A 13,451-nucleotide genomic window follows, 5' to 3' on the forward strand; every position below is an offset into this window, starting at 1 on the left:
TAGCTCAATGGTTATAGGCTTAAAGATCATCAGAATATGCAGGTAATTCTATAAGAATTTTCATGCCATCTAAAGATGAAGGCATCGCACTTATTTTACCATTATGAGCCTCAACGATATTTTCGCAAATCGCAAGGCCTAATCCAGAACCTCCACTGGCACGATTTCGTGAGCTTTCTGCACGATAAAAGCGTTGGAAAACGGCTTGATACTGCGAGCTATCCAATCCAGGTGCGCTATCTTCTAAGGTTATCAAAACACAGTTGTTCTCTTTTTTTGTCTTGATATGTAATTGCCCACCAGCATAGGTATAGCGCACACTATTTTCTAATAGATTATGAAAAAGCTGAATAAGTCGGTCAGGATCGGCTTGTATAATTAATGGAGATATATCATCTAATTCAGTGTATAAGGCTATATCTTTGGTGTGATATGTGTGGCGATAAGAAGCAACGGCTAATAAAATCACCTCATTAATATCAATAAAATCTTTACGATAGGTGAGTGAGCCTCTATCAGATAATGAAAGCTGGTGGAGATCATTCACCAGTTTTGTCAGGTTTGTCACTTCAAATAAAAGGGAGTTTAATGTCTCTGTTGTGGGCTTTCTTACGCCATCTTGTAACGCTTCTAATTCCCCTTTTAAAATAGCGAGAGGTGTACGTAATTCATGTGAAATATCAGCCATATAATCACGACGAATTTGTTCATTTTTCTCTAGTGTACTGGCAAGCTGATTAAAGTCTGTGGCGAGTTGGCTGATTTCATCTTTACTGCTGGGTGTTACGCGAACAGCAAAATCACCAGCAGCTAACTTATGTGTGGCTTCAACCAGTCGTTTAACTGGGCGGATCATATTGCGAGAAAGGATCAATGTGATAAGTAAAGCCAAAAGAACCGTTAAACCTGCAATTATCCAACTGGTGCGCAGTTGTTGTTTATCAAAACTGATATCTGCTTCACTACTGATCTTATCAGCGGCACTGACAATCACCCAACCCACAATTTCATCATGAAAAGTAATTGGTTTTTTGAATGTTTCATCAGGAAACTGATTATCATGACCAAATAAACGCTTCATATTTTTATCAACAATCCAAAACTGTGTACGCCATCCCTTTGGTGGCGGGCCTTCACTGCTTTGGCTTATTTGGTCAATACTGCGTAATATTTGATAAAGAGAACGATCATCTCTATTGAGAAAACGCCAGTCGCCAGTTAAAGCATATTGGTCTGTTAAGGCTTCAGCTAAAAGAGTCGCACGCTGTTCACTGTTTTTCTTGATATAGCCAATAAACCCTTGTTGAAAGCTACCTCGAATACCAATATGCATTGCAAGAACCACAACCATACAGGTAGCGAAAATTACCAAGAACAGCTTGCTTCTCAGTTTCATGCTTTAGCCTCTTTTTTGCTGAAACGTCGTTGTTGCCAACGTTCACGTAATCCATCAAAAAATAGATAAATAACAGGGGTTGTATAAAGGGTTAAGAGTTGGCTCATTAATAACCCGCCTACGATTGTTATCCCTAAAGGTTGTCTTAATTCTGCACCATCTCCGCTTCCTAACATTAACGGTAATGCACCAAATAATGCGGCAAGGGTTGTCATAATAATCGGACGAAAACGCAATAAGCTGGCCTGAATAATCGCCTCTTTGGCTGACAATTTACCCTCACGTTGTGCGGTGATCGCAAAATCCACCATAATAATGGCGTTTTTCTTCACAATACCAATCAACAGCATAATGCCAATAAGCGCAATTAGGCTAAAAGGTGTATCAAAAAGCTGTAAGGCTAATAATGCTCCGACACCCGCAGATGGCAGGGTGGATAAAATAGTGAGTGGATGAATATAGCTTTCATACAGTACACCTAACACCAAGTATACTGTCACAATAGCGGCTAAAATAAGAATAAGCTGTGACTTAATGGTTTCTTGGAAGATCTGTGCAGTACCTGCAAAGGTGCCCCTTACGGTATTGGGTACGCCCAATTCGGTCATTGTGCGCTCAATAGAATTAATTGCATCAGCCAATGTATAGCCTTCAGGAATATTAAAAGCAATCGTCGAGGCTGCAGATAGCCCTTGGTGATTAACACTTAACGGTGCATTAGCAGGATACCAACTTGCAAATGCGGATAATGGAATGCGCTCACCTTGGTTGTTTACCACATACATTTTATCTAACGCAGAAACATCTTGTGTGTACTGTTCAGATACTTCCATAACCACTTTGTACTGATTTAGTGGGGCATAGATAGTGGAGATCTGACGTTGACCAAAGGCATTATTAAGTAAGTTATTCGCATCACTGACATTAATACCTAATTGCGACATAGTATCGCGATCGTAAGTTAGTGCCATTTCAGCACCTTTATCTTCCTTATCTGAGTTAACATCCACAAGTTGAGGTAGTTCACCCAACGCTTTACGTACAATGGGTTCCCATTTACGTAATTCGCTTAAATCATCAGCGAGTAAGGTAAATTGATAACTGGCATTAGCCTGACGCCCACCAGCTCTAACATCTTGCACTGGCATTAAAAAGAGGTTAGCGCCAGGCTCATCAGCGAGTTTGGCACGTAAACGATTGATCACTTGGTTGGCACTATCTGTACGCTCTGACAGTGGATTGAGAGAAATAAACATAAATCCACTGTTAATACGACCACCTCCTGTAAAACCCGTTACGCTATCTACGTCTTTATCTGCATTTATTTCTTGCATAAAACGGGTCATTTTTTCTTTCATTGATTGGAATGAAATACTTTGGTCAGCGCGCACAAATCCCATTAACCGGCCTGTGTCTTGGTCGGGAAAAAATGTTTTAGGTGCGCTGATATACAGGTAAGCATTTAGGCCTAAAGTGGCAAGGAAAATGGCCATAACACAGCGCCGATGGCGCAATGCCATTTGCAATGTGACACTGTAACCTTGTTGAGCGTGGAAAAGTAACTTACCAAAACCTCGCAAATGCGATTGCGCTTTAGGTTTCATTCCTTTTAATAAATGTGCACACATCATGGGAGTCAGCGTTAATGAAACAAATAAAGAGATAGCGATAGCTGTGGTTAACGTAATGGCAAACTCTTTAAATAATCGCCCAACAAGGCCATCCATTAACAGCAAAGGGATGAAAACTGCTACGAGAGATATACTCATCGAAAGCACAGTAAAGCCGACTTCGCCAACCCCTTTTAAGGCGGCTTCTTTAGGTTTTAAACCATTCTCAATATGGCGAGAGATATTTTCGAGTACCACAATGGCATCATCAACCACAAAACCGGTAGCAACGGTTAATGCCATCAATGAAAGATTATTTAAACTAAAACCACAAAGATACATGGCTGAAAAAGTGCCAATTAATGAAACGGGTACAGCAACCGCAGGGATAAGTGTGGCACGACCTGAACGTAAAAATAAAAATACGACTAAAATTACGAGTGCTACAGCAATGGCTAACGCACGTTCAACTTCTGCTAATGATGCGCGGATAGTGGGGGTTCTGTCTTGGGCAACTTTTAAATTGACACTCGCTGGGATAAGTTCACGTAATTCAGGAAGTTCATCACGAATGCGGTTAACTGTTTCAATAATATTGGCTCCCGCTTCACGGCGAATAACCAGTAAAATAGCGGGTTCACCGCCACTCATTCCTGCTGCGCGTGAGTTTTGTACAGAATCAGTGACCTGTGCGACATCACCTAAACGCACAACAGCTTCTTGATTGTAATGTACGATGACAGGGCGATATTCAGCCGCTTTGCTTAGCTCGTCATTGGTTTGAATTTGCCAACGATTTTCATCATTATTGACGAAGCCTTGAGGCCGTCGCACATTTGCTTGGTTAATTGCTTTTCTAACATCATCAAGACTAACATTTTGATTAAATAGTGCATCAGGGTTGAGAGCAACACGTATTGCAGGTAATGATCCTCCACCAACAGAAACTTCACTTACACCTTCAATTTGCGAGATTTTTTGTGCCAGTCGTGTTGAAGCAAGATCGTAAAGCTCCCCTGTATTTTGTGTGTCAGAGGTCAACGTTAAGATCATGATCGGTGCATCAGAGGGGTTCGATTTATAATAACGAGGACGGCTTGGCATTCCTGAAGGCAATAAGCTTTGTGAAGCATTTAGTGCAGCTTGTACATCTCGTGCGGCTGTATTGATGTCTTTATTTAAGTCAAATACCAAAGTAATGCTAGTACTGCCAAGCGAGCTACTCGAGGTCATCTCATCAATACCCGCAATTCGCCCTAAAGAGCGTTCAAGCGGTGTTGCGACAGAAGATGCCATAGTTTCTGGTGATGCACCAGGTAAGGAAGCGCTGATATTAATCACGGGATAATCTACCTGTGGCAGAGGCGCCACAGGCAGTAACATAAAGCCTAATATACCACAAAGAGAAATCGCTAAGCTAAGCAATGTGGTTGCTACGGGGCGTTGAATAAAGAGGGCAAAGAACTTCATGATATAGCCCCGTTATTATTCTCAATATGTTTATTGCGGTTTACATAGAGTGATAATTTATCAAACAGTAAATAAATCACAGGTGTAGTAAACAGGGTTAAGATCTGGCTCATAATTAAGCCACCGACCATACAAACTCCTAATGGTTGGCGTAATTCTGCACCCACACCGGTACTTAGCATTAAAGGTAAAGCCCCTAGAAGAGCGGCCATTGTTGTCATTAATATTGGACGAAAACGTAATAAACACGCTTGATAAATAGCTTCGTAAGGGGTTAAACCTTGCTCTCGCTCTGCTGCAAGGGCAAAGTCTATCATCATGATCGCGTTTTTCTTTACGATCCCTATAAGCAAAATGATCCCAATAATAGCGATAATATCAAGTTCATTGCCCGCGGCCATTAACGCGAGTAATGCGCCGACACCTGCAGTAGGTAGCGTAGATAAAATAGTAATAGGGTGAATAAAACTCTCATATAGCACACCGAGCACAATATACATTGCCACAATAGCTGCGATAATCAGCCATAAAGTGCTAGAAAGCGCACTTTCAAATGCTAATGTCGCACCTTGGAATTGTGTGGTGATATCTTTAGGCATAGAAATCTGCTCTTCAGCCAATTTCACTGCTTTCACTGCTTCTTCAAGTGACGATTGTTCAGCGACATTAAATGAGAATGTCGCTGAAGGAAATTGCTCTTGATGATTAATCGAAAGTGGCGCTAGACGTTGCTCTACGGAAGCGATAGAAAGTAATGGTACCATTGCACCATCTTTGCCGGTTAAATGTACGGCTGAGAGCGCCTGTAAACCATCACCACTACGAATATCCTGTTCCAATACAACGCGATATTGATTTGCTTGTGTGTAGATAGTTGAAATTAAACGCTGACCAAAAGCATTATAAAGCGCGTTATCAATCTCACTCATTGTAATACCTAAGCGACTTGCAGAATCTCTATCCACTTTGATATACGCCATCATACCGCCGTCTTGCCAATCGCTACTGATGTCGGTTAGTTCTGGGCTATTTTTTAATGATTGAGAAAGCTTTGGTACCCAATACGCCAATTCATCTAATGATGTTGCTTGTAACGTAAATTGATATTGGGTACGAGACACTTGCGTATCAATTGTTAGATCTTGTGTTGGTTGCAAATAGAGTGTTATGCCTGAAATAGAGGCAATGCGTTCTTGTAGACGAGGAATTATTGTATCGATACGTGAGTCGCGTTGATCAAGGGGTTTTAATGTGATTTGTAATCGGCCCGTATTGAGTGTTGCATTACTGCCATCAATACCGACAAAACTGGCAATATTATCCACCGCAGGATCATCAATGAGTTTATCAACCACTTGTTGCTGTTTTTCGACCATAGATTGATAAGAAATAGATTGTGAGGTTTCAATCGTACCTTGTAATAAACCATTATCTTGTAACGGGAAAAAGCCTTTAGGAATAAACATATACAGCAAAACAGTCAATACCAAAGTGCTGAGTGCAACACCAAGCGTTATCCATTGATGGTTTAATACACGTTTTAGCCAAACAGCATACACCGCAATCATTTTTTCAAAAAAGCGCTCACATGCTATTTCAAAACGATTGTGTTTGATTTCATTTTCAGGTTTTAGTAATCGCGCGCACATCATTGGTGTTAATGTCAGCGAAACCACAGCAGAGATTAAAATGGCGACCGCAAGGGTGATTGCAAACTCTCTAAATAAGCGACCAACAATATCCCCCATAAATAACAGAGGGATCAGTACGGCAATAAGAGAGAAGGTAAGTGAAATAATGGTAAAACCAATCTCTCCAGCTCCTTTTAGCGCTGCAGTTAATGGTTTATCACCACGTTCAAGGTAACGGGAGATATTTTCAATCACAACAATGGCGTCATCGACAACAAAGCCTGTCGCAATCGTTAATGCCATTAAGGTGAGATTGTTGACGGAAAAACCGCAGAAATACATCACTGCAAATGTACCGACTAATGAAAGTGGTACAGCAATGCTTGGAATTAATGTTGCGACACCGTTACGTAAAAAGAGATAAATCACCATCACCACAAGTGCGATAGCTAAGCCAAGCTCAAATTGCACATCTTTAACTGATGCGCGGATCGTTGTGGTTCTATCGGTTAAGATCTCAACATTTACTGATTTAGGTAAATTCGAGACTAAATCGGGTAATAAATTACGAATATTATCCGTAGTATCAATAACGTTAACGCCGGGTTGACGTTGAACATTTATAATAATCGCCTGCTCATTATTTGCCCATGCACCTAACTGGTTATTTTCAGGCGCTTGTTCGATGGTTGCGATATCAGATAAACGAATAGGCGCATCATTTTTATAGGCAACGATGAGCTGGCGATAATCTTCTAATGATTTCATTTGGTCATTAGCTGATAACGTCACAGAGCGAGTAGGACCATCAAGGCTTCCTTTCGCTGAGTTAACGTTCGCATTATTAATCGCAACACGGATTTTTTCGCTATCTAAACCATAAGATGCGGCAGCTTGTGCATTAAGTTTTACTCTAACCGCAGGACGCTGACCACCCGCTAATGCCACTAAACCGACACCATTAACTTGAGAGATCTTCTGCGAAATACGGGTTTCAACCATATCTTGTAATTGCGTCATAGGTAACGTTGAACTAGTAACTGCCAACGTTAAAATAGGGGGATCCGCAGGATTTACTTTACTGTAAATCGGCGGATAGGGTAAATCGGATGGCAATAGATTGGTGGCAGCATTAATTGCTGCTTGTACCTCTTGCTCTGCAACATCTAATGGTAAGGTTAATTGGAACATCAGAGTGATCACTGAAGCGCCACCAGAGCTTTGTGATGACATCTGTTTTAACCCAGACATCTGCCCAAATTGGCGTTCAAGTGGTGCAGTGACAGCTGATGTCATCACATCAGGGCTTGCTCCAGGATAGAGAGTAACGACCTGAATGGTCGGGTAATCGACTTCAGGTAAGGCAGACACTGGCAACATACGATAGCCAACGATACCCGCTAATAGTATGGCCACCATAAAAAGAGTTGTTGCAACTGGGCGCAGAATAAATAAGCGAGATGGTCCTCCACCTGTACCGTGTGTTTTTTCGGTCATTACGCTTTCTCCGCAACTACACGGTTGTTTTCTTTATCTTTAGGTACTGTAGGTGTCACGATCTCGACTTTTGCACCCTGTGTTAATCTATCCACACCATCTGTTACAACACGCTGATCTGCTGATAAACCGGAAGCTATCACAACTTTTTCTGCATTTTGTAAGGCGACTTCTACGCGTAATTTACTGACTTTATTTTCGTTATCCACAACCCAAACAAAATGACCTTCATTACCCATTTGCAAAGCGGCATTTGGAATAACAACGGCTTTTTCTAATGTGGTGACATAAAGACGGACATTGACGAATTGATTAGGAAATAATGTCGTCTCTTGTTGAGGAAAACGCGCTTTTAATTTAATAGTGCCGGTTGTGGCATCAATTTGGTTATCAACACTAAATAATTTTCCTTGAGCTAGTTCAAATTGGTTATTTCTGTCTAATGCGGTGACAGGTAAATCAGCATTATTTTTACGAGCTTGAATAACCTTTGCTAACTCTTGTTCTGGCAATGTAAAAAGCACATCAACAGGATCCATTTGATTGATAACCACAATCGGAGTTGATGAACCACCTGAAATATAGTTACCCACGTCAACTTGCTTTAATCCCACACGACCTGAAATAGGTGCTGTGATTTTACTGTAAGTTAATTGCAGTTGTGCATTACTGATCGTAGCTTCATCGATACGAATACTGGCTTCTGACTGTTTCACTAAGGCTTGCTGATTATCCAATTCTTGTTGTGAGACTAAATTAGTTTTTGCCAGCTTCTGATAACGAACTAAATCAAGACGCGCATTGGCTAATGTGGCTTGATCTTTTGCAAGTTGTCCTTTGGCTTGAGCTAATTGCACTTCAAATGGGCGAGAGTCAATTTCTGCTAATAAATCATCTTTTTGAACGTATTGCCCTTCCGTGAAATGTAAAGCCATTAATTGACCTTCAACACGACTAGTCACTGTTACGCTATTGGTTGCTTTCACAGTACCTAAAGCCGATAAAAATTGAGGCACATCTTCTTGTATTGATGTTGCGACCTGAACGGGTGGCATAGGAGGGCGGCGAGATCCAGTTGTACTTCGATTTTGTGAGCTTGTTGCTTGAGTTCCTTTATTTTCAGGCAGAGTTGTTTTTGCTGCATTAAATTGCCAATAGGTATAAGCACCTGTGGCTATGACGATTAAAGCGATAATAAGAGAAGCTCTTTTTTTAGCATTTTTATTTTTATTCATTACTTTTGTGATCCCACTGGCAACTAGCTAATCAGAAATACTGAAATGAAATTTTGGAATAGTGACATTCTACCTGTTTCTACACAGTTAAAAATGGAGGAAATATGGAAATTAAGTCAAGGAATGTGTTTTGTTGGCGTTATTTTAAGCAGTTAAAATAAAATGATACTGGCATTATTTTGTCATTATTATTCAATAAGCCATTATTTATTAAAAAACAGACAAACAACAGCGTGGCTTAATTGTTTATATAGGGATAATTAAGTGGAAAATAATTTATTTATAATCAGTAAGTTATTTTGCTTGATGTTTTTTTAACCGCATAACTATTTTGTACAAATGCCTGTAACTATGATAAAACGCAATAGTTAGTTATAATTCTTAGATAATTATGCTTTCCAGTGATAGAATGCCAACCTTGTTTTTCTCTGTGTTTGAACTCTTTTCAAAGAATAACAATCCAGTATGAAATTCACCGAGCTTTAACTCTGTCTTAAAATAATCATTTTTGTAAAAATTAGCCTAAATATAAAGGCGTAATAAAATAATTAGAGGTTTTTAGTGTCAACTGCAAACACACCTGACGATGGACAAAAACCGAGCCTGAATGCATTTAAACAGCCTCGCGCATTTTATCTCATCTTCTCAATCGAATTATGGGAACGTTTTGGCTATTACGGTCTGCAAGGGATCATGGCCGTTTATCTGGTTAAAATGCTGGGTATGGGTGAGGCTGAAGCAATCACCGTTTTTGCTGCATTTACCGCATTGGTTTATGGTTTTGTTGCTATCGGTGGATGGCTGGGTGATAAAGTCCTTGGTACAAAAAGGGTTATTATCCTCGGTGCTATTGTCCTGGCAATTGGTTATGCAATGGTGGCTTTCTCAGATCACGATAAAGATGTGATTTATTGGGGGCTTGCAACCATTGCTGTAGGTAATGGTTTATTTAAAGCAAATCCATCCTCATTACTTGCGACCTGTTATGAGAAAAACGATCCGCAATTAGACGGTGCATTTACGATGTACTATATGTCTATCAACGTAGGTTCGTTCTTATCTATGTTAGCAACACCATGGTTAGCAGCTAATTATGGTTGGGACGTGGCATTTGCATTAAGCGTTGTAGGTATGCTAATCACATTAGCAAACTTTATGGTTTGTCGGGGTTGGATCAAAGATAAAGGCTCTAAACCTGATTTTGAACCGCTTAATTATTCAAAATTGTTATTAACGCTGGTGGGTATCGTTGCTTTAACGGCAGTATCGACTTGGTTGTTACATAATAATGAAGTGGCAAGTTGGTCTTTAGCTGTGATTTCATTAGGTATCATTCTTATTTTTGCGCGTGAAACCTTCATGATGAAAGGGGCTGCTCGCCGTAAGATGATTGTGGCATTTTTACTGATGGTTGAAGCCGTGGTCTTCTTTGTTCTTTACGATCAAATGCCAACCTCTTTAAACTTCTTTGCGATCCATAACGTTGAACACTCTCTGTTAGGTTTCAGTGTTCAACCAGAACAGTTCCAATCACTTAATCCATTCTGGATCATGTTAGCGAGTCCATTATTAGCAGCAGTGTATAACTTTATGGGCGATAAATTACCTATGCCTTATAAGTTCACTGTTGGAATGTTCTTAAGTGCAACAGCATTCTTAGTATTACCACTGGGTGCAAGCATGGCAAATGAAGCAGGGATTGTTTCTTCATGGTGGTTAGTCGCAAGTTATGGTTTCCAAAGTATTGGTGAATTAATGATTTCAGGGCTTGGCCTTGCAATGGTTGCTCAACTTGTACCACAGCGTTTAATGGGCTTTATCATGGGGGCTTGGTTCTTAACTTCGGCAGCTGCTGCAATTATTGCAGGTAAAGTTGCAAGTTTAATGGCAGTGCCAGAAGATGTTCAAAGCGCACATGCCTCATTAGAAATTTACAGCAGTGTCTTCCTACAAATCGGTATTGTGACTGGTGTTATTGCAATTTTAATGCTTTTAACTGCACCAATGCTGAGCAAAATGATACAGTAATTTATAGCATTAAAAAATGAACGCTTAAGAAAATAAAGGATGTCAGAAGGCATCCTTTATTGTGTTTATGGCTATCCAATTCAGAAAAACGGCCAGTCATAAAAAATACCGCCCTTATTAGGGCGGTATTGTATAAGGGGGTACTTATAGAACATATTTATACATTGATAAAGGTTTAACCAACCACTTTATCAACTTGTAATGCAACGTCTTTTTCACGAGTTACTGGCTTTACTGCAGTCCAACCTTTATAGGCTAAAGGTAAAAATGCAACAGCAATTGCTAAGAATGAGACTCCTGCGACATAATAGGCACCTGCCATTGCAGTTTTTTCTAACCATGCACCTGTTAACATTGGGGTTAATCCACCAAATACGGCATAAGCCATATTGTAAGCAAAAGATAATCCTGAAAAACGAATCGATGGTGGGAATGCTCTTGTACTAACAATCGGTGTTGTTGCAATTGCACCAACGAAAAAGCCCATCAATCCATAATTAAATGCTAACTGAAAACCTGACATTGTTGCATCTAAACTGCCATAGAAATGGAATGCAGTAACAATCAAACCACCCCATGATAATGTCATTGAAACTCGTGTTCCTAATTTGTCACCAATCCAGCCCCAGAAGATACAACCTAAAGTTAAGGTTAATGTTGCAACACAATTCGCTTCCAATGAGGTGGTTCTATCAATTTTATAAATACCTTCAACAATTACACTTGGTGTCATCAATATGGTGACAACAATAGCTGTTGATAACGACCAAGTTAATGCTGCTGTAATTAAACACGCTTGTTTATGGTTTTTAATGACAGAAACTACGGGCATTTCTTGTGCTAAGGCTTTTTTTGCGGCCATCTCTTTAAATATAGGGGTTTCTTGTAAAAAACGACGTAAGTAAACAGAGATTAAGCCAAATATCCCCCCTAAAATAAAGGGAATACGCCATGCAAAGTCATTAACTTCTTGAGCGCTATAACTACGCTGAACAATAATCGCGACGATTGATCCTAATAAAATACCGCCAGTAATACCTGATGTTAATGTTCCAACACCTAAGCCATAACGTTGTTTGGGTGTATGTTCTGCAATAAAGACCCAAGCACCTGGCATTTCGCCACCGATAGCAGCACCTTGCATGATACGCATCAATAACAACAATAATGGCGCTGCAACACCAATACTGGCATAAGTGGGTAATAAACCAATAATTAATGTTGGCACAGCCATTAAAAAGATACTTAAGGTAAACATACGTTTACGGCCAATAATATCACCGTAATGTGCCATAATAATGCCACCCAAAGGGCGAGCGAGATAACCAGCCGCAAAAATACCCAATGTCTGCATTTGTGCAATAAAGGCGTTATCACCAGGAAAGAACAAGTGGCTCAATGTTTTCGTAAAGAACACGAAGATCACGAAATCATAGAACTCCAAAGTGCCTCCTAGTGAGGATAAACCCAACGTTTTATAATCGTTGCGATTTAATGGTCTTGCCGTAGGTTGACTCAACGGCTGAGTGGAGTGTGATTGTGATGTCATAATAACAACCTATAATAATCATCGTGATAAAATTAATAACTAATAAACTCACAAATGTATTCTTTTAGGATCAGCAAATAAAATAGGGTAGAAATAAATAACAGTAAGAGGCTATTTATAGGCTATTTATGTGAGAAAGAATAATGTTGTGATGATGGTTTAAGTTATAACAGGAAGCTCTTAATGATGTAAATAGATCAAAATAAAACAATAAAATAGACTTTAAAAATAATAAATATTGGTTTTAAATATGGCTTTACTTCATTTGCTTGGTGTTTATTTTTAATAAAAGGAAATTATTATATATAATGTAAAAATATTAAGCGTTATTGTTTATAGGGTGTTTTTAATATCTTTAAATAAAAACGAAGGGATATTGAATATATTCATTATGCTTTAAATGAAAAATAAAATAATAAAACTAGCGTAAGTTTAATTTATTATTTTTTGTAAAAAAAGTTATTATTAGATAATTAAGAAAGCTGTTCGTATTAATAATGAAAGATATGATCTGATGGGAAATAGATTATTAGCATATTCTACTGTATGTTAAAATCAACTATACTGGCTTTTGATTTCAATAAATGTTTAATTTGTGAAATTAAATACCACTTAACATTATAATCATAATCATATTTTTGTGTTTTTATGCATAGTGTGATTTTTTAGAGTGTCGCTTTGAATTAAAAATAAAAACAAAAATAAGCATCAAAAAAGTTATTTTTGATTATAATTACAACAGTAAGTCAATTGATATGTCGGAGGATTTATGGTCTCTATCTCAATGAGTGTTATTCTCTTAGCTGCAATTGTTCTGTTTTCCTCACTCTCTATCGTTGCATTAGGTGGTGGTTTAGCGTTAAAAACCATACTAAATAACACCAACCACAGTGATAATTATGCTCTGAGTACTTCTGTTAAAAAAACGTTTATTACATCACTGATCATCGTATTGCTACTCGTTTACTATTACCTTTCAACAACCGCTTAATTATCTATTATTAGCTATCCAAAAAAAACGCCACTGTATTTTAT

Annotated in this window: 7 protein-coding genes; 2 read left to right on the top strand and 5 right to left on the bottom strand. The window is 39.0% G+C overall.

The annotated features are described in order from the left end of the window. Nucleotides 1–19: 19 nt before the first annotated feature. From baeS to JEP40_RS11950, 4 genes are read right to left on the bottom strand one after another with little or no spacing between them, the layout of a single operon-like run. On the bottom strand, nt 20–1,396 hold the full coding sequence (gene baeS / locus JEP40_RS11935; RefSeq protein WP_198623724.1) for a two-component system sensor histidine kinase BaeS: 1,377 nt from the start codon (nt 1,394–1,396) through the stop codon (nt 20–22). Next, on the bottom strand, nt 1,393–4,476 hold the full coding sequence (gene mdtC / locus JEP40_RS11940) for a multidrug efflux RND transporter permease subunit MdtC (RefSeq protein WP_198623725.1): 3,084 nt from the start codon (nt 4,474–4,476) through the stop codon (nt 1,393–1,395). Before mdtC ends, baeS begins: the two co-directional genes overlap by 4 nt. Beyond that, nucleotides 4,473–7,604: an MdtB/MuxB family multidrug efflux RND transporter permease subunit gene (locus tag JEP40_RS11945; protein ID WP_198623726.1), complete on the bottom strand. Its 3,132-nt coding sequence runs from the start codon at nt 7,602–7,604 to the stop codon at nt 4,473–4,475. Before JEP40_RS11945 ends, mdtC begins: the two co-directional genes overlap by 4 nt. Beyond that, the gene (locus JEP40_RS11950; RefSeq protein ID WP_198623727.1) at nt 7,604–8,839 is read right to left on the bottom strand and encodes an MdtA/MuxA family multidrug efflux RND transporter periplasmic adaptor subunit; all 1,236 of its coding nucleotides are present in this window, start codon (nt 8,837–8,839) and stop codon (nt 7,604–7,606) included. The genes JEP40_RS11945 and JEP40_RS11950 overlap by 1 nt, the downstream gene beginning before the upstream one ends. Nucleotides 8,840–9,400: 561 nt before the next feature. On the opposite strand from JEP40_RS11950, the gene dtpA reads away from it, so the two are divergent. Then, nucleotides 9,401–10,867 (top strand): dipeptide/tripeptide permease DtpA, encoded by a 1,467-nt coding sequence (gene dtpA / locus JEP40_RS11955; protein ID WP_198623728.1) that lies wholly within the window; start codon nt 9,401–9,403, stop codon nt 10,865–10,867. Nucleotides 10,868–11,042: 175 nt separating this feature from the next. On the opposite strand, the gene JEP40_RS11960 is transcribed toward dtpA, so the two are convergent. Beyond that, nucleotides 11,043–12,416, bottom strand: coding sequence for an MFS transporter (locus tag JEP40_RS11960; RefSeq protein WP_198623729.1), 1,374 nt, complete (start codon nt 12,414–12,416; stop codon nt 11,043–11,045). A 769-nt stretch (nt 12,417–13,185) separates the two neighbouring features. Between JEP40_RS11960 and JEP40_RS11965 the strand changes: the two genes are divergently transcribed. Then, complete coding sequence (locus JEP40_RS11965; protein WP_198623730.1) at nt 13,186–13,407, top strand: hypothetical protein; 222 nt, start codon at nt 13,186–13,188, stop codon at nt 13,405–13,407. Nucleotides 13,408–13,451 lie beyond the last annotated feature (44 nt).

Source organism: Proteus vulgaris (genome assembly GCF_016239305.1).
GTDB lineage: Bacteria > Pseudomonadota > Gammaproteobacteria > Enterobacterales > Enterobacteriaceae > Proteus > Proteus vulgaris_C.

What these genes read in the sequence shown, in the direction of transcription:
- baeS (WP_198623724.1), bottom strand. Translation starts at nt 1,396, where the DNA reads ATGAAACTGAGAAGCAAGCTGTTCTTGGTAATTTTCGCTACCTGTATG.
- mdtC (WP_198623725.1), bottom strand. Translation starts at nt 4,476, where the DNA reads ATGAAGTTCTTTGCCCTCTTTATTCAACGCCCCGTAGCAACCACATTG.
- JEP40_RS11945 (WP_198623726.1), bottom strand. Translation starts at nt 7,604, where the DNA reads ATGACCGAAAAAACACACGGTACAGGTGGAGGACCATCTCGCTTATTT.
- JEP40_RS11950 (WP_198623727.1), bottom strand. Translation starts at nt 8,839, where the DNA reads ATGAATAAAAATAAAAATGCTAAAAAAAGAGCTTCTCTTATTATCGCT.
- JEP40_RS11960 (WP_198623729.1), bottom strand. Translation starts at nt 12,416, where the DNA reads ATGACATCACAATCACACTCCACTCAGCCGTTGAGTCAACCTACGGCA.
- JEP40_RS11965 (WP_198623730.1), top strand. Translation starts at nt 13,186, where the DNA reads ATGGTCTCTATCTCAATGAGTGTTATTCTCTTAGCTGCAATTGTTCTG.